Below are 18,672 nucleotides of genomic sequence, written 5' to 3' on the forward strand. Positions count from 1 at the left end.
TAACACTATTGAGCCATAAATGAGACAGTTTGTTATTAATGAATGCTTATTTCCAAATCAACTAATTACCAAATTATCAAATCGCATCCCATGGGCTTTTTTGATGAACCATACGATCTTTTAACACCGCCGGATGACGGCCGTGTTGAAGGCATTTATAAAGTAACCGGCAAAGGAAAATATGCGGCGGAGTATAAGGCCAATAATCTTTGTTACGCGGTATTGGCAGGCAGTACGGTAGCAGCCGGTACTATTAAAAATATCAACCTCGGTAATGCCCGGCAGGTAGCCGGTGTACTGGATATTATTACGCACCAGCATAAACCACTTGTTCCCGGCCTGTCCGATGAAAACAAAATAAAAGAAGCCAGGTTTGGCCTACCGGTTTTTCATACCGATAAAATTTACTTTAAAGGCCAGCCTATTGCCATGGTAATAGCCGAAACACTGGAAGATGCCACTTATGCCGCTTCACTGATAGAAGCACAGTATGATACTGAAAATTTTACCGTTGATTTTGATAAAGCACAGGCCGCTGTTCCTTTAGCCAGTACCGGTAAGGAAAGAGGTTCATTAAACGCCTGGAGCAATGCGCCTTATATGGTGGAAGCGGAATACACCATCAAGGCCGAAGTGCACCACCCTATGGAAATGCATGCGACCATTGCCGAATGGACCGGAACCGATACCTTAAAATTGTATGATAAAAACCAGGGCGTAAACAATGTGCAAAGGACCTTTGCCCGTTTGTTCGCTATTCCTGAAAAAAATATAGAAGTAACCAGCGAATATGTCGGCGGTGGCTTTGGCTCCGGCTTAAGGGTTTGGCCGCATGCACTGGCTACCATCATGGCCGCTAAACAGGTAAACCGCCCGGTAAAACTGATGCTCACCAGGCAGCAGATGTTCAACTCCGTTGGCTACCGCCCTGCTTCCTGGCAAAAAATAAAACTGGGCGCTACTGCCGATGGCAAACTGGCCGGCATTTTACACCAGTCAAAAAACGGCACATCCAGGTATGAAAACTTTAACGAAGGCATCACCCGCGTAACAAGACTGATATATAATTTTGAGAACCTGAAAACAGATGCCGCCGTTGTTCCGCTTAACCTAAGCACGCCAACCTGGATGCGTGGCCCCGGTGATTGTACCGGCGATTTTGCAGTGGAAAGCGCCATTGATGAGATCAGTTACCAGGTAAAAATGGACCCTGTTGTGTTGCGTTTAAAAAACCTGGCACTGGATAAAAACCCGGAGACCGGTTTACCCTGGTCTACCAACTATATCAACGAGTGTATTGAAAAAGGAGCGGCCATGATCAACTGGCAGGAACGTAAAACAGAACCCGGGCTATTAACGGATGGTGACTGGAGTACAGGTTATGGTATGGCCGTAGGCATGTGGAATGCAGGCCGTGGTAATGCCAGCGCCGCTATGCAGTTATTAAAAGACGGCAGCCTCACCGTACAAACAGCCATGACCGATATCGGCACCGGCACCGGTACTTCCATGCAGAATATTGCACACGATATTACCGGCATCACCAAATCAAAAATAAAAATTGAGTTAGGTAATTCTAACCTGCCGCCCGCGCCCAGCCAGGGTGGCAGCAATGGTTTATCATCCATCAGTGGCGCCGTGGTAGCTGCCGGCAATGCGTTAAAACTAAAGCTGGCCGAATATGCCGCCAAAGAAAATGCGGTGTTTAAAGATGCCAAAGCCACCGATATCATACTATCCGACACCGGCATTGCTTACCAAAGCAGCAATAACCAGTTCGTTAGTTATAACACCATTTGGAATAAAAATAATTTACAGGTATTGGAAGTAGAAGCCAGTTCGGGTCCCGGTGCCGAAAGACAGCAATACTCTTTCTGTTCTTCGGCCGCTCACTTCTGTAAACTGAAAGTAAACCGTAAAACGGGCAAGGTTAAAATTGAAAAAATGGTGGCCGTGGCCGATGGCGGTAAAATTGTAAGCGAGAAGGCCGCCGCCAATCAAATGTCCGGCGCCGCAGTGGGAGGCATTGGTATGGCTTTACTGGAAGAGCTGATAACGGATGAACGCCTGGGCGGGCTGGTGGGCGATGACTTGGCCGGCTATCATTTTGCGGTGAATGCCGATGCGCCGATGATCGATATTGCTTTTATCGGCAAGCCCGATGTTAATATCAACCCCACCGGCTCAAAAGGCCTGGGCGAAGTTGGTATTATAGGTGTGGCCGCAGCTATCAGTAATGCTATTTATAACGCCATTGGTAAACGTTTACGCGACCTGCCCATTACACCGGATAAAATACTGGGCTGATAAAACTGTCCGATTAATTAAAACACCTTTATAAAAACTATGTTTACCATTGAAGCCATTAAAGCAGCACATGCAAAAGTACAATCAGGAGCAGATTTCCCGCGTTATGTACAGGACCTTATAACCTTAGGTGTAAAAACATATGATACCTATGTAACCGATGGCCATACGGATTACTATGGAGATAACGATTTTAAGGTATCTACCATGCCCGTGTATGATAAATTAACCATTGCATTAACAAGTAACCCTGCAGCTTTTAAGGCTGACCTGAAAGCACACCAGCAGGGTAAAACAGATTATCCTGCTTTCTGTGATGATTGTGCCAGGTCGGGCATTGAAAAATGGGTAATGGATATGACTAAAATGACCTGCAGTTATTACGACACTGCCGGAAATGAAATATTAGTGGAAACAGTGCCACATTAAAAGTTTTCTTGTTCGGATCTCACACTGCAAAAAAGACAGGGCATTGTATAATGCCCTGTTCTTATTAAGTAACACGCTGTAAATGGTTAATGTAATGTACCGTTTATCATAAGCCCTTTAGTATCCTGAGAACTGCCCGTTGGTGATGATTATATTATCACCGGCAGTGGGGCCCCGCAACACGCCGGAAAAAGTTCCTCTTAGTTTTCTTACACTGCCCGTACCGCTTACACCTGTGATCGTTAGGGTAAAGGACGCTCCCGATGTAGTACCGGTCATTAAATAAGTTTTTCCATTTACTTTCGTTACAGTAGCACCATCACCTGAGCTGGTAAAATTGTAGGTTCCGGTAGTAATATCGGCATCCCTGGAAAAAATGGCCGAGAAGGAAGAAGCTTCCGCTCCAAAATCATCATCACGTCCCATAATGGTTACATTATAAGTACCGCCGGCAGCGGATGAACCGATCACAACATTTTTATTATCGTACCAATCCACACCATTTATCTTCATACTGATGAATGGTTTATCACCGTCATTATTCTTACTCTTTTTACAATAACTAAATAACATAACCGTACTTAACAGCAGGCCTAAAAAACTAATTCGTTTCATAGTTGTCAGGGTTAAAATGTATAATTGTTTAAAACTGGTTCCTGTTAAACTCTTGTATCATATCGTCATAACTGCGACCAATACTTTCATATTCATGACCAATATCCGCTTTAGGGTCCTGCTTCAGCTTATCGATTACCGAGCGGATCTGTGTCAATAAAGTATTGGCTTTACCGGAAAAAAAACTGAAGATAGTACCCGCACGGAAGAATTTTTTCTTATCGGCCTCACTGATACTTTGTTCGGCAGTATTAAAGGCAGCGATCAGTTTTTGAAATTCCCCTGTCCTGGTCATTACCGCTTCCAGTTCCGGTGTTATGGTAATAGGACCTTTAGCCGGGATGGCGGCATAAAAATCGCTTTGCAATACTTCCGCCTCATTCATCAACAGGTTAGCGGCTACCCTCACCTTATCCCCTTTTTGCTCCAGCCTGGCGATATACTTTGCATTACCTTCCTTGTAGTACTTATCATAGGCTGCAGCAACCTGTTGAGCCGTGGTTTTAAAGTCAGTTAATGCAGCTATATAATCTTTATGCAGGGCCAGGCCCTTTGCGTGGTTATCTACCAGGTTTTCTTTTGCCTGGTAATAAGCCGCCAGCTGGTTATGCAGGTTTAATGCCTCTTTGGCTTTGGTTACATAAGCAGCAGCATATTGGTCTATATCAGCTTTGGGCTCAGCCTTGGCAGCATTTTCTATAGCGGTCAGCTTTGCATCTGCATTTTTTATTTCGGGCATAAAGTAAACACCGGCTCCTTTGGTCAGGGGTTCGCCGGTTTCGGCCTGCACATAATTTAAGTAATAACTATACCCTTTGTTCAGCGGTTTACTCACCTCGTTAATAACCTCGACATAAGGACTCATTTTTTCCTGCAAGGCTTTATCATCCCCGGCTTCATCAGCAGCGGCGGCGGCTTTGTCATCAGGGGTGCCTTTATTATTTCCACAGGATGTATTGAACAACATTATGCCCATCAAAAGGGCAATTGTTAGTATATAAGCCGGATACTTTTTCATTTTACAGAAAGTTTAGTTTTGTATTTGTTTAATGGAATGCCTGCTAAAAAATATATGACCACATGAATCACAATAATTACCATTAATACCTTCACCAGTACAGCATTCATCCAGACAAGGTTGTTGCGTGCATTATAAACCATAACCGAACCACCAATGAGTAACAGGTTAATGATACCCAATGCCATAATATTCATCCGGCTGATATGCCAGTAAGCGATTTTGCGTAATAACTTTTCATACTCATCGTATGCCATATATAACGGCGGCTGGTAAGCAGGGTCCTGCTTAAAAAAAGCAATCTCCTCCTGTAGTTCCTGTTCCGACACATGCCATATCCTGGTATATGTACTCATACTGCCAACCCTTATTATTTTATAAAACAGGTCATGATTTATTTACACTGTAAAAATGGTATGCTTCCCATGTATAAAAAATAGCATCATGATGCGTAAATAAAAAATCCCGGCAAAGCCGGGACTGTGAAGACAGGTATCTTTTACCAATATGATTATTTGATCACAAATTCATGGTAACCCGCCGTTACCGCAAAGGCCTGCGTATCATTGATCTTTTTATTCTGCAGGTACACCGATCTGTTTTTTACGGAAGGGAAGGTTATCACTGCCGTTGAATTAGGCGGAACGGTAAGCTGGTAGTGTATTTGTTTACCCACCCGTTTCCACGCCGAAATAATATTGCCGTAAGGGCCCTGGTGTGTGGCGGTAAAATGTTCCAATCCTTCTATAAAATTGGGCGTAACGATCACATGCTTAAAACCCGGATTGTCCTCATCGGGCTTAATGCCCCCGATCCCTTTAAAAAGCCAGGCGCCTATTTCACCAAACATAATATGATTCAGTGAAAGGTCACGCTCTAGGGTAATATTCCAGTTCTCATATAAAGTAGTGGCACCATTCACGATCCACCAGCCCCAGGAGGGAAATTCCTTTTGTGCCGCCAGCCTGTAAGCTGTTTGTGCCTGGCCGTTATCACTTAATGCCGATAAAATAGCTTTAGCACCTAAAATACCAACATCCAGGAAGTATTTATTTGCCGCTACAGAATCGGCCAGGTTAGCCGCCACTCTTTGTTTCAGGCTATCCGGTACAATGCCCCAGTATAAAGGCACACTTAATTCGGTTTGGTAACCTGAGCCATATATAGCTTTCGCCGGGTTTAAGTATTTGGCATTGATCGCCTCTTTAATTTTTGCAGCCAGTGCCGCATATTTTATATGATCAGCGGACCTGTTCAGCACCTTCGCAATTTTAGCAAGAATGTTTGCATCAGCATAATAGTAGGCAGATGAAGTAAGTTCTACCGGGCTTTTGGACCGTAAAGGTGCCCAATCACCCAACCCCCAGTCGGTTAAACCGGTTGGATACCGATCTGTAATATGATCCACATAGCGTTTAATATTATCGTAATTATCACGCAATATTTTTGTATCACCATAAAACAGGTAAACATTCCAGGGTATGATGGCAATGGTGCTGGTCCAGTCCGGCCCGTTACCCCATTCGTAACCCCAGCCACCGGTAGGAATAATGGAAGGCAATACACCATTCGGCTGTTGTTCATCACGGTGATCATCCAGCCATTTTTCATACACCGTAATACCGTCAAAATTGTACAAGCCCATTTCACTGGCTATATGCGCATCACCTGTCCAGCCATTCTTCTCCCGCTGCGGGCAATCCGTAGGATACCCCAGCAGGTTAGACAGGTAAGCCGCATTGGTAGCCGCATAAATTTTATTCACCAGTTCATTAGAGGTATGAATATTACCCACAGGCGGCACGTCGCTGTGCATAAAGTAGGCTACAATACTTTCTTTGTCCAGTCGTAACGGTTTATTACTGGTTATTTCTACATACTGAAAACCTTTATAATCAAACTTAGGCGCAAATGTTTGCGGTCCTTTTCCGTTCAGCCAATATATATCGGTTGCAAAAGGATCTGTATCACGGGTGGCTTTGGAAAGAAAATAGTCTACGTTCGACTGGTCAATATTCCCCTGTTTATTCAATCTTTCCGCATGTATTACACGAACCACCGTGGAAGAGTCTCCGTCCAGCGTAATACGGGTAATGCCCGATATATTTTTACCAAAATTAACCAGCCAGCTGGTATCATTTTTTTGCTGTATGGTTACAGGGGCTAATGTTTCCACATACCGCACCGGCTGTAATACCTGGGCTACAATATTATTGGATGGTGCCTTACGGTTGATCACCCTGTCCCATTTGCTGTCATCAAAATGAATAGTATTCCATCCGGCTTGTTCTTTGCGGGCATCATAGTGCTGGCCGGTATAAATACTGTTATATACTACCGGGCTTAAACTGGTCTTCCAGCTTTTATCAGTCGTGATTGTTTCTGTACTGCCATCGGCATAGGTAATTCGCAGGTCCATGCAAAAAGCCGGTCTGTCACGCCAGGGCGCTCTTTCAAAATTCCATACGGCCAGTGACTGGTGATTATACCAACCATTACCCAATAGCACACCCAAGGCATTCTGCCCGTTCTGTAATGCATCCGTTACATCATAGGTAATATACAGGTTGCGTTCATCAAAGCGGGTATACATAGGATTTAAACGCTGGTCGCCGATCTCCCGGCCGTTAATATATAGCTCATACAATCCTGCTGCAGTAATATAAGCCCTGGCCGATTTTATTTTTTTAGTAGTGCTGAAAGTTTTCCTGAAATAGGGAGCCGGTTTAACCGCTATACCTTTTGCATCACTGATCCAGGTGCCCTTCCAGTTACTCATTTGCATCATACCTGTTTCAAAACCGGCAACCACTGGTACTGTTTGTTGCCCCTGATTATTTGTTATACGAACGCTCCAATAATATTTTGTAAAAGGTTGTAAAGGTTTCCCGGCATAGGTCACCAGGTTGGCCGCACTGTTTGTTTCGGGTACTACCCAGTAATTACCTTTTCCCTGTTTTACTTCCAGTGAATCGGTGCCCACTACCAGGTGATAAGCTGTTGGTAGTATACCATTTCTTTTATCTTCCAGTTTCCAGGTAAAACGTGGATATGGATTATCAATACCCAGTGGTGCAATCAGATAATCGCATTTCAGATCGTATAAAGAGGATTGTCCCCAAAGAGAGATGGTAAAACAAAAGCTAACACAAACAGCTATTAACCGGATCATAAGCATATCAGTTAAAACAAAAGTATCCGGGTAAATTACTAAAAACGCAGCAAACTATTTGCCTAAATATCCTTTTTATCCAGGGATGTCAGCCATAGATTGTCCTTACCCAATTGTTTGTTGGGCACAGGCGCCGCTTCTATCACCAGTTTTCCACCTTTGATGATCTCTTCCTGTGTTAACCAGGTACGGTTTAACGTTTTACCGTTCAGGGTAAGTGCCTGAATGTATTTATTTCCTTTGTCAAAATTTTTAACTTCTACAGTAAATTGTTTACCATTTATATCCAGCCTTACCAGCGGGAATAATGGTACATGTACATACCATACCGGCCAGCCCACACATGCAGGCGATAAACCTGAAGCCGCTAACACATACCAGGCCGACATGGCACCCGCATCATCATCCATCGTACGGATGAGGCCATCGGGCTGGTTACGGTATACCCTGTCAATAAAAGGATCAATACCCCTGCTGTTATCATTAAAGTAATATTGTACTACCGTATCCTGCGCATATTTACGAATCACAGCCTGTGATTTCCATGGCTGGGCAGTAGCATTGTACATATAAGGCACTTGTATATCCGGCTCGTTGGCATGGTTATACAGGTCCCTCCCAAAGAAAGTATCCAGCTGATCAATAAAACCATTTTCACCCCCGCATTGAGCGATCAGGCCCTTCATATCAAAAGGCACAAACCAGCGGTATTGCCAGATGGTGCCCTGGTACATGCCCCTGGCACCTACCCTGTCCACATCACTTTTTTTCAGGTCGGCAAAGTCCTGCTTCCAATATAACTGCCAGCCCGCGGCCTGCTTACGGTAAACGGCGCTTAAACTATCTTCTTTTACTATCTGCAGTATCTCGGCCATGGCCCATACATCATAACTTGATTCCAATGCCTTATCAGGTTTTGTAAAATCAAGCTGGCTTATTTCCTTCAGCAAAGAATCTTTAATACCCGCAAAATCAACGGCATACCCTTTCCGGTAAGCATCCAGTAATACTACAATAGCGTGTTCGGTTCTTACTGTATTGGAAGGTTCTGTTTGTGTGGCCCAGTTATTTTTGCCATACCGGTACAAATCAGCGATCGAAGTAATAATATGCTGGTAACGTACCGGGTCTATTAATGAAAGCAAAAGCAACTGTGTTTTATAATTATCCCAGATGGACCAACCATTATAACTATCATGAGCTCGCTTTTGCAGTGATCCGTCAATAGCACGGTATACGCCATCCGGCTCGCTAATCCGATAAGGCGACTGCATGGTACGGTATAAAAGTGAGTAGAACAGGTCAGCTTCTTTCGCATCACCCTGTACATGTATAACACCCAAAGCCTTATTCCAGTTAGTAGTAGCTTTTGTTTTTAACGTTTGTATATTTTCTTTTGTAACAGATTGACGGGCATAGTCGGTATTTACTGATGATATACCCAAACGGATAGTCACCGTTTTAGTTTTAACAGCTGGTTTAATGATATATTTATGCTCAGCAATTTTTTGCCAGTTGATGTCCTGGTCAAAGGCTAAAAAGAAATAAACTTTAAAAGCACCGTTACCGCAGGTAGTACCTGCTTTTATCCAGCCGCTGATGTTGTTCTTTTCAATACGATGCTCTTCCTCCCTGAAGCCGTTTGCCAGGGCATGGGACAGGTCAAGATAAAAACCATTGTCCGTACCCGGAAAACGGTATTCTTCAACCGCAGCATTACCACTGGTAACAAAAGAAGCCTTTATGCCATTTTTAAAGCCGATAGTATAGTAACCTGGTCCTGCTTGTTCCTGCTCTTTTATTAATTCATCCTTATCATCACCGGAGAAGGGCTTTATTAACAAGGTACCACCGCTTCCCATACAACCCACACCTTCCACTCTTGTATGCGTAAAGCCCAGTATTTGTTTTGCCTTATGCTCATAACCGGTATGAATATGCGGGTAGGTTTGCGGTGCTATACTCAGCATACCAAAGGGCGAAGAAGCCCCGGGAGATAACTGGCCATGATCACCGGAAGAACCCAGGAAAACATTTACTTTTTCGGTAACAGTCGTTTTAGTCTGGGCAATAGCCTGCCAGCCGGTAGCCAAAACAAATAATAGAGCTAATACAATTGCTTTCATCATTGTAATATCGGGGGTATTTGCAATGATACTGACAATTATAAATAAAACCGGGCATTCACCGCTGTAATTTTAAGCGTTACCAAAAGATAATATGGCTACCAGGCAAAGTATAAACGTAAACACACTGGCGTCCATTTAAACGGTACTGGTAAGTATACAAATGAACAGTTCAATGAATTACACACTAAAGCCCAGTTTAATTTTATACCGGTAAATTTTGCCGTTTACTTCCTGCTCCAGCTTTAATACCTCGTTTGTTTTTTTGCTGATCCAGAAAACTTCTTTATTACCGGCACTCTCGTGCTCCATGATCCAGCAATCCACTTCCTGGTTATCATAACCCGTAAGTTTGGCCGTACCGGTAACGGTATAAGCCGCTTCTGTTACAGGTACAACGGTACCCGGGTCATAAAAAGGAATGACAAAAGTAACACCCGTTCTGAAAGGTAAGGTTGGAAAAACCTCCATATCCAGGTGCCAGTTCAATACATACTTATCACCTGCTGTTTTAAATGACGACCAGATCGCCTGGTTAGATTTGGCCGTATCGGCATCGGATAAAGCTAGGTTATTAACCAGTACCTGTTTCTTTTCCATATCAACGGTGGTCAGGGGCTTTGCTTTCCACCACGATTCATTGGTAATGGGTCTAAAGGTTTTTGCATCACATACCGAAGTTACGGTATGCCATACGCTGTCCTTATATTCCCACAGTTGTGTAATTTTTATTACCGGTTTACCGGCCTGCTCGGTACGCTCAATGGTCCTTGTCCAGAATTGTGTTTGCGAACGCGGTGCATCCTTACCCTGTTTAAAATATACCAGGTAACGGTGCGTGCCTTCTTTCAGTACTTTGGTATTGATATGTGTGGCATTGATACGGATGGTATCTTTTTTTTGAGCCTGTACGGCATGACCAACCAGTACCAGTAACAGGTAGAAAATTGTCTTTCTCATATTTTACATTATTATTTAGGTGAGTGCAATCGGCAGGCAGAAATTACACCCATTTATTACCGGTGAAGCGCTAATTTATTTAAACGGAAAAATGAGATTATGACTGCAGTGCACAGCCCCGGCTTATAATTAAGCCATTGGGCTAAAACCGGTGTAATAATACGGCACATTACAGGTCATGCCTATTAACTTAAGTTAATAAACTTCCCCTGTTATTTTATATCTTGCTTATATATGTTTTATCACCACATTACCTTTCTTATGTCCCTGGTCAACATATGTGTGCGCAGCTACTAACCGATCAAATGGATACACCCTGTCTATAACCGGCAATAGTTTTTCTTCCTCTATCATTTGATGCAGTAGTTGAAGGTAGCTCATTTTTTCACGGGTAATGGCCCTGACAGAAACAAATACGCCCTGCTTATTCAGCAATGGTTTAAGCCGGGATGCGGGTACCTTCGCAACCGCATCCATAACAATATCAAACTTTTGCTTGCATGCCTCAATAGCCCCTGCTGTATAATCAAGGAAAACATCTGCACCTATAGACATTACCAGTTGTCTATTGGCTGCACTGCATACAGCCGTAACATGGGCACCGTAATGCCGGGCAATCTGCATAGCATAGGTACCAACGCTACCCGAAGCACCATATACCAGGACTGTTTTACCGGCCCCTACTCCTCCTTTCAGTAATAATTGTAATGCGGTAATACCGCCTACAGGAAGAGCAGCGGCCATTTCAAAGGAAAGCGTCTGAGGCTTTATCGTGATCAGCCCTTGTTGCCATTTTTCCGGCACACATAAATAATCTGCATAAGCTCCTTGTTTTAAGCCGGTAGTAGTACCATATACTTCATCCCCCGCTTTATAAAGCTGCACATCCTTTCCCACCGCCTGTACTACACCTGAAAACTCAGCACCCAGAACAGGATGTACAGGCCCCCTGATACCAAATTGTAAACGCAGAAGCAAGGTGATCAGTGCCGAACCCGGGAAAAAACCATTCCGTATGTGAATGGCTGCAGCTGATACCGTAGAAGCATGCACCCGTATTAATATTTCTTTATCCCCGGGTACCGGCCGCGGCATATCTACCAACTGCAACACCCCGGGACCACCGTATTTTTTACAGACTATAGCTTTCATATTAATGGATGACTGATCCTTTTTCATATTACTTATACATGTTTTGCAATACTATGAAGCGATAACCTACGGCCCCTTAACTTAAGTTAAAAAGCAGCACAATAGGTATGCTTTACCCCCCACATTTTAAAAAGCGGATGTAACCTGTTATTGCAAAGCGGCGTCATATCACACATGAGTCATTACCGTTTTCCTGTTCTTGTCTTTATTCTATTCATTTCAATAAGCAAGTCCTTCACTATGTTGTATGGCCAAACACTGAGCCATCGTATAGATAGTCTGTTATACCTGCGGATACCGGATACCACCGGGCCCGGTGCCGTTTTTATGGTTGCTAAAAAAGGAAAAATTGTTTACCGGAAAGCGGTTGGGAAAGCTAATCTTGAGCTGGATGTTAACATGCAAACAGGTAATGTTTTCCAGATAGGATCCATGACCAAACAGTTTACAGCAGTAGCCATTTTAATGCTGGAAGAGCAGGGAAAACTGCAGTTAACTGACCCGGTATCCAAATATGTTCCGGGCTATCCTGCAGGCGATAAAATAACCATTCATCATTTACTTACCCATACTTCAGGTATAAAGGATTTTACGGCTATGAAATCTCTTTCTTCCATTGCCCAAAAAGAAATGTCGCCAGAAGCTATGGTTAATTTTTTTAAAGATGAGCCGGCCGACTTTTCGCCGGGTGAAAGGTTTTCCTATAATAATTCCGGTTATGTGCTGTTAGGGTATATTATTGAATTGGTTTCGGGAAACACCTATGAAAACTTTATTCAGCATAATATTTTTGATAAAGCGGGTATGAAAAATTCCGGTTATGCCAGCGATCGTAAAGTGATCAGGAACCGTGCTTACGGCTATCATAAAAAAGAGCATGGCTATGTAAATAAAAACATTATCAGTTTCAGTGTTCCTTTTTCCTCCGGGGCTTTAATGTCAACCGCTAATGATATGTTTTTATGGCAAACGGCATTGAACAAAAACCTGTTACTTAATGCCAATAGTACCCAAAAATTGTTTACCAGTTACACGCTGGCTGGTGGCAAACCCGTTTACTATGGATATGGCTGGCACCTCAGGGATATTAACGGTACTGCCAGCAGGGAACATGGTGGCAGTGTATTCGGCTTTAAATCAATGGGTGTATATATCCCGGAGAAAGATATCTATGTGATTGGCCTGAGTAACTGCGATTGTATCTCTCCTACTGAACTCACCCGGGAAATTGCCGGCCTGACATTAAAAGCTGAATAGTTATTTTGTAACTATTCTTTTTCGTAACCTGCTCAGTGATTGTGGCGTAATACCCAGGAAACTGGCCAGCTGGTATTGAGGAACCCTTTGCAACAGATCGGGCCGGGTATCCAGCAAATGCAGGTATCTTTCTTCGGGAGAAGATGTTTTAAAGTTATCAAAACTGGCCTGCTTCTCCGCTACCCGTTCCTCCGATATGATACGGCACAGGGTTTCAAAACGAGGAAATTTTTCAAAGGTCAGTTGTTCCATATCGGGAGTAGAAACCAGGAGTATACTATCCTCCACACAGGCCACATAATGTTCCGAAGGCTTTTTATTAATACTGCATAAGGGAGCTAAAGACTCGGTTTCGGTGTAAAATGCCGTGGTTTTTTCTTCGCCTTCAATGATATAATAACAGCGGATACAACCCTGCAATACAAAAAAACTTTCTTCAGACCGCTGGCCTTCTTTTAATAGTATCGTATCCTTTTTAAAAGTCTTAAACATACTCAGGTCACGGATAATCTGTTGCTCGTCTTCCGTCAGTACCATATACCTGGCGATATAATCAAAGAGTATTTTTTCCATACCGACTGATAGCTGTTTTTGTAAAAATCGTAAAAAAAACTCATCCTGCCTTACCGTTCAAATATCTTTACCGGCCCCATATTAAACGGGGGAATAGCCTGATACCTGTTGGTCCAACCAAAGTCCTGTCCACCTGTGACTAATTTCACCGGCCAGCTTGACAAACTACATCTTTATCAAAAAAATATTAAAACCACAAAATCTTATTAAATTACTCCAAATAACAATCATCATGTCAGCAGCTTCTATATCACAGGCGCAGGAACTTAAACCTGCCGAGAGTGGCTACGCACCTGCGAATGGTACCACAGTTTATTACGAAGTATATGGTGCCGGTAAGCCTGTCGTGCTCATACATGGTGCTTATTATACGATCGGGATGAACTGGGGACAATTAATACCTGAACTGGCCAAAACAAGAAAGGTAATTGCCCTTGAATTACAGGGACACGGACACACTCCCTATTCAGACAGGAAATTATCAAGGGTAACATTAGCCAGCGATGTGGAACAGGTAATGGATCATCTGAAAATTGACAACGCCGATATAGTGGGCTATAGCTTTGGTGGCCAGGTAGCCTACCAGTTTGCCATACAAAGTGCTGAACGATTGAACAAACTGGTCATTATTTCATCTGTTCATAAAAGTGCAGGCTGGGTTAGCGAAATAACCGATGTCTTTAAAAAAATGAAACCTGAGCATTTTGCCAATTCACCCTTGCAGGCCGCTTATGAGGCAGTAGCGCCGGATAAAACAAAGTGGAACCCGTTTGTTGAACAGATGATTGCCTCGGCCGGGGAGCCGTTCGATTTAGGTGACGATAATATAGCAAAAATCACTGCCCCGGTATTGATCATATCAGGCGACAATGATGGTATGGATAAAATTGAACTGGCAAAAACATATAAACTGCTGGGAGGCGGTGTTGCAGCCGGTTTACATCCCATGCCCAAATCACAGCTGGCCATTATTCCCAATCAGGGCCATGTTAGCCTGATGCAAACAAAAGAAATATTCGGTTATATAGATAGTTTTTTATAATGTCAACATAACAAAGCTCGTAAGAATATCCTTCGGCTACCTGCCGGCGAAAGTGAACTTTCTAAATCATGCTTGTCCTCCTCTCAACTTTCCAGCTTTTTTGCTTTATGTAAAAGCAACCATGAAGCTGCTCATCCCATTTTTTAAGCTGTACCGGTAATTCGCTTGATTGTTCTCTTTACTATATATATTGTTAACAAGTTAAAAACTTACAATTTGTTGCATTTGTTTCGATTTGTATGGTCGGGTGTTGTATCTTATATTTCTCCATTAATTGCAGGATGGATGAAAGAACATCATTTTTCCCTTTTCCGTCAATGATATTTACCACCGCATGCAATGAACCGATGTTATAATTGCCGTCTATACTCCAAACATGCAAATCATGGATATTTTGTACGCCATCAATATGATGCAGTTCGGATGAAAGTTTTTCGATGTTCACATTTTCAGGAACTGACTGTAATAATATTTTCATCGTGCCGATAAAGTTTCGGGTTGCATTATATCCAATGAAAACCGCAATAGCCAAAGCTAATAAGCCGTCTATCCAATACCAGCCTGTAAAATAAATAACTGCAGCACCAATTAAAACGGCAACCCAGCCCAAAACATCTTCCAGCAAGTGAAGCATAATCGCTTTACTGTTATGACTGTGTGAATGGTGATGATGGCCATGGTGGTGTCCGTTTCTTATTCGGAGAAATGCAAAACCGTTGATACCAATTCCTAAAGCCGCTAACCACAACATTCCCGTGCTGTTTACAGGTTCCGGATTGGTAAATGACCGGTATGCGCCCATACACATAAATATTGCTCCAATCAATAAAAACAAAGACATTCCCAAAGCCGACAATAAAGAAAATCGTTTATAACCGTAACTGAATTTTGATGTTCGTTTTTTGCCCGATAGTTTTTCCAAAAGTACGGCTACACCAATAGCAACCGCATCTGTAAAATCGTGAAATGCGTCGGCGATAATTGCTGTTGAATTGGTCAGAAACCCACCAATGATCTCAATAATTGAAAATAATAAATTGAGCCAAAAGGCCAATGAAATTCCGCTTTTATCCGAATGATGATGATGATGATGATGTTGATGTTCCATTTGTCTTGTTTTTATAATCCTTTTTTCCCCTCAAGCCAATAACCTTGCGAAGAAATATTAACACTTGATCTATCTTTCAATTTTTTTCTGAATGTCTGAACTGATTTTACGTTTCCTGTCAATATAAAATTTGCACTGTTCCATTCTCCGGTGTTGAAAACCGGTAATTCACTCACCCATTGTTCGTTTCTGAACAGGTTCTTTTTTGGAAAAACCGTATAATTTTCCAGGCCTAATAATTCAGGGACACCTTGATTCTCATCGTCCAGTTCAAAGTAAAACTGATATGGATGTTTATTTTTTTTCAAAATCGGTAAAATTGAGCAGGCTAGTCCCAAAGATGTTTCATCCCCAAAAATGAACTGCTGCCTTCTTGTTTCGTCATACATTTTTTTTCCCCGCGGAATACTGATGCGCAATTCATCGTCCGGCTGCAATTTGTCAATGTAGCGGCTTCCGGCACCATTGCCGTGAATATGAAAAATAATATCTAAAATCCCTTCGCGAACATTATGATATGATGCGGTATAGTTTCTGAACTCTGTATCGCTTACCCGGATAACATTCGCATAGCCGATTTGGAAGTTCATTCGTGTTATATTACCCTGAAAACGTATTTTCTTTATGGCCGGACTTATGTAAACTGCTTCCAATATTTTCATATCTGACATGATAGAACCAGTTTTTTCCGTCAGATCAGCCGCCCATTTTGGTAATTTAGAAATCATTGTTTATCGCATTAAAATCATAATGCAAAGGAACGGCGAACGGTGTCGGCTGGCAATGGAATGAAAGATGTAAGTATAGGACTAATCGCGGTTTTTGTTCCTGAAAGTTAATGCGGTCATGCCCGTTGCTTTATTGAACAGGCGTGAAAAGTAGGCATAATCTTCATAACCTAATTCGGCGGCTATCTCCTTGACCGATTTACTTGAATAAAAAAGCAATCTTTTGGCTTCCAGTATAACCCGTTGCTGAATATGATATGAAACAGAAAACCCGGTTGTATTTTTTACACACTCATTTAAATAGGATACGGAGATATTTAATTTTTGAGCGTAGCCGGCAGGTTGTTTGTCTTTAACAAAATGCTGTTCCAATGCTAATTTGAATGCCCTGGTTACAAAGTCAAACCGGGAAAGTGTATCCGCTTGTTTTGATCTTTCCAGGTATTGCGCCAGGAATAAAGAAATTAAAGTGTTGCAACTATCTTTCAGCGAGGACTGATATAATTTACTTTCCCTTTCTTCAAACAGGTTAATGCACAACAAAAATGTCTGGCTGATAAGGGAAAGCTGTTTTGAATCTAGCGGTAACGGTTTTGTGGGTGAAATTTCCTGCAATAGTTTGAGGTATTCAGGGTGCATGTTTTCGTTATTGATGGCTAACAAACAAAGCTCGACGTTTTCACCTTTTATAACCCTGTGAACCTGATTAGGTGCAATGTAAATTACAGACGGCTTTTTTACCTGGTGCTTCTCAAAGTCAATTTCAAGATGAAATATTCCTTTTTCCTGTAAAATAAAAAAATGGTAATCGTGCCGGTGTGAATATTCGGCTTCTTCTGAAAGTCGTAAATCAACAACCGGATATTTTCCAACAGCGATGCCCTTGTCAAATTCCTTTGCTAAAGGCTTTATTGGGATGGATGTTGATTTGCCGGACATTCTATCTCTTATCTATTTTACATTATATTCTTTCAAGATGTTAAAGATATTTTTTTATTGTAAGTTTTGTTTCCCTGCATTCTGCTTTTTATATCTTTTTTCTCACGGGAATATACCCTCAGCAGCAACGGCGCTAAGATAATAAGGACATAAACTATCCATTGTTCAAGCCTTTGTATGTATAATCACCTGTTGGTTGGTTTTCAGCGTAGATGGGATTAGCCAAACCTATTGTATAAAAACAGATCTGAAAGAAACAGGATTACTGCTATACAAAAAAAAGAGGAGCTTCATCCTGAAGCTCCTCTAAGCGGAGAGAGAGGGATTCGTTTGCAAGCAAAGTTAAAACCTCAACTGTCACGAAATCAATCAATTAAATATTCTTATATTTTGGTATTTGAGATGTTTATTTCTGTTTTTGTTTGACTTTTGCTTGACCCCCGTTTTCCCAGGAGATCACTAAATCTATGATTTGCTTCAATTTAACATCGGTAGGTACAGAACTTTCGTCGCCTTCAATAAGGAAGCTATATGACAGCCCGTAAGTTTTTTTTAGGAATACCAAAAGCCGGATACTCGGCTTGAAGCGCCCCAGGAAAAGGTGTGAAATCGCCTGTTCAGATACCCCAAGCCCTTCAGCAAAAACTTTTGCTCTAATGTTGTTATCTATCCTGAACTGGTTTATTCTAACTAAAATTTCCTTTTCTTCTTCTGTCCAGGTATCAAAAGTGGGGTTGGTAAAATCATCCATACTTATCACCAACCGGGTGTTTTGCCTTCTCACCTTTTTAGGAGCGGCCTTTTTTACTGCATTCTTTTTTGTGGGCATGGGTTAGTTGTTATTATCGGGTGAAGAATTGTTATCTGGTAAACTTGGGAATTTTTTGTAATTATAAAAAATTGCACCTATAAAACCGGCCGCCAATATCAAACAGATAAATATATTTCTGTTGTTTTCTCGAATTAAATATGGGTCATTATAGAGTTCTTTATTATTTAAAATTGCCACTTGATAAAATAGAAAAATACTAGCAATAACAAAAAAAGCTGATATTAAATGAGTTTTAATTGTAGGTGGCTTAAATTCCCCTATGCCAGCTTTTCCGGAGTCTCTTGCAATTACAAAACCAATTAAAGGAGAGAATGTCATACTAAAAAACAAAATCCACATTCCACCTGCATTTCTTTTACTGCCATATTTGGCTGTTATAAAACACATAATGAGATATAATATTATGGCCATTTT

The 18,672-nt window shown here is 42.0% G+C and carries 17 protein-coding genes; 4 read left to right on the forward strand and 13 right to left on the reverse strand.

Going from position 1 to position 18,672, the window contains the following annotated elements:
- Positions 1–90: 90 nt before the first annotated feature.
- Entirely contained in the window at positions 91–2,307 is a 2,217-nt protein-coding gene (locus ACFS6H_RS19715) for a xanthine dehydrogenase family protein molybdopterin-binding subunit (protein ID WP_386103202.1), read from the forward strand.
- A 39-nt stretch (positions 2,308–2,346) separates the two neighbouring features.
- Positions 2,347–2,736 carry a DUF1398 domain-containing protein gene (locus tag ACFS6H_RS19720; protein WP_386103204.1) on the forward strand — a complete coding sequence of 130 codons (390 nt, stop codon included), beginning with the start codon at positions 2,347–2,349 and terminating at the stop codon, positions 2,734–2,736.
- Between the two features lie 117 nt (positions 2,737–2,853).
- Here the strand turns inward: ACFS6H_RS19720 and ACFS6H_RS19725 are convergent, their stop codons facing one another.
- From ACFS6H_RS19725 to ACFS6H_RS19755, 7 genes are all read right to left on the reverse strand, one after another.
- A complete protein-coding gene (locus tag ACFS6H_RS19725) occupies positions 2,854–3,351 on the reverse strand; it encodes a hypothetical protein (RefSeq protein ID WP_386103206.1) in 498 nt (165 codons plus the stop codon).
- A gap of 28 nt (positions 3,352–3,379) precedes the next feature.
- On the reverse strand, positions 3,380–4,369 hold the full coding sequence (locus ACFS6H_RS19730) for a DUF3829 domain-containing protein (RefSeq protein WP_386103208.1): 990 nt from the start codon (positions 4,367–4,369) through the stop codon (positions 3,380–3,382).
- Complete coding sequence (locus ACFS6H_RS19735; protein WP_386103210.1) at positions 4,366–4,725, reverse strand: hypothetical protein; 360 nt, start codon at positions 4,723–4,725, stop codon at positions 4,366–4,368. The genes ACFS6H_RS19730 and ACFS6H_RS19735 overlap by 4 nt, the downstream gene beginning before the upstream one ends.
- Before the next feature lie 155 nt (positions 4,726–4,880).
- Entirely contained in the window at positions 4,881–7,541 is a 2,661-nt protein-coding gene (locus tag ACFS6H_RS19740; RefSeq protein ID WP_386103212.1) for an alpha-L-rhamnosidase, read from the reverse strand.
- 62 nt (positions 7,542–7,603) lie between these two features.
- Positions 7,604–9,670: a glycoside hydrolase domain-containing protein gene (locus ACFS6H_RS19745; RefSeq protein ID WP_386103214.1), complete on the reverse strand. Its 2,067-nt coding sequence runs from the start codon at positions 9,668–9,670 to the stop codon at positions 7,604–7,606.
- Between the two features lie 177 nt (positions 9,671–9,847).
- Positions 9,848–10,627, reverse strand: coding sequence for a DUF3108 domain-containing protein (locus ACFS6H_RS19750; RefSeq protein ID WP_386103216.1), 780 nt, complete (start codon positions 10,625–10,627; stop codon positions 9,848–9,850).
- A 228-nt stretch (positions 10,628–10,855) separates the two neighbouring features.
- Positions 10,856–11,806, reverse strand: coding sequence for an NAD(P)-dependent alcohol dehydrogenase (locus ACFS6H_RS19755; protein WP_386103217.1), 951 nt, complete (start codon positions 11,804–11,806; stop codon positions 10,856–10,858).
- A 213-nt stretch (positions 11,807–12,019) separates the two neighbouring features.
- Here ACFS6H_RS19755 and ACFS6H_RS19760 point away from each other — a divergent pair, with 213 nt between their 5' ends.
- Complete coding sequence (locus ACFS6H_RS19760; RefSeq protein ID WP_386103219.1) at positions 12,020–13,036, forward strand: serine hydrolase domain-containing protein; 1,017 nt, start codon at positions 12,020–12,022, stop codon at positions 13,034–13,036.
- Here the strand turns inward: ACFS6H_RS19760 and ACFS6H_RS19765 are convergent, their stop codons facing one another.
- The gene (locus ACFS6H_RS19765; RefSeq protein ID WP_386103221.1) at positions 13,037–13,609 is read right to left on the reverse strand and encodes a Crp/Fnr family transcriptional regulator; all 573 of its coding nucleotides are present in this window, start codon (positions 13,607–13,609) and stop codon (positions 13,037–13,039) included.
- A gap of 232 nt (positions 13,610–13,841) precedes the next feature.
- Between ACFS6H_RS19765 and ACFS6H_RS19770 the strand changes: the two genes are divergently transcribed.
- Positions 13,842–14,651: an alpha/beta fold hydrolase gene (locus tag ACFS6H_RS19770; RefSeq protein WP_386103223.1), complete on the forward strand. Its 810-nt coding sequence runs from the start codon at positions 13,842–13,844 to the stop codon at positions 14,649–14,651.
- A 193-nt stretch (positions 14,652–14,844) separates the two neighbouring features.
- Here ACFS6H_RS19770 and ACFS6H_RS19775 read toward each other — a convergent pair whose 3' ends face one another.
- From ACFS6H_RS19775 to ACFS6H_RS19795, 5 genes are all read right to left on the reverse strand, one after another.
- Positions 14,845–15,759 carry a cation diffusion facilitator family transporter gene (locus ACFS6H_RS19775; RefSeq protein WP_386103225.1) on the reverse strand — a complete coding sequence of 305 codons (915 nt, stop codon included), beginning with the start codon at positions 15,757–15,759 and terminating at the stop codon, positions 14,845–14,847.
- Between the two features lie 11 nt (positions 15,760–15,770).
- On the reverse strand, positions 15,771–16,487 hold the full coding sequence (locus ACFS6H_RS19780) for an FAD-binding oxidoreductase (protein ID WP_386103227.1): 717 nt from the start codon (positions 16,485–16,487) through the stop codon (positions 15,771–15,773).
- An 81-nt stretch (positions 16,488–16,568) separates the two neighbouring features.
- A complete protein-coding gene (locus tag ACFS6H_RS19785) occupies positions 16,569–17,426 on the reverse strand; it encodes an AraC family transcriptional regulator (RefSeq protein WP_386103229.1) in 858 nt (285 codons plus the stop codon).
- Positions 17,427–17,832: 406 nt separating this feature from the next.
- Positions 17,833–18,255 (reverse strand): helix-turn-helix domain-containing protein, encoded by a 423-nt coding sequence (locus ACFS6H_RS19790; protein ID WP_386103231.1) that lies wholly within the window; start codon positions 18,253–18,255, stop codon positions 17,833–17,835.
- 3 nt (positions 18,256–18,258) lie between these two features.
- Positions 18,259–18,669 (reverse strand): hypothetical protein, encoded by a 411-nt coding sequence (locus tag ACFS6H_RS19795; RefSeq protein WP_386103233.1) that lies wholly within the window; start codon positions 18,667–18,669, stop codon positions 18,259–18,261.
- Positions 18,670–18,672: the final 3 nt, after the last annotated feature.

Source organism: Terrimonas rubra (assembly GCF_042686025.1).
Lineage (GTDB): Bacteria > Bacteroidota > Bacteroidia > Chitinophagales > Chitinophagaceae > Terrimonas > Terrimonas rubra.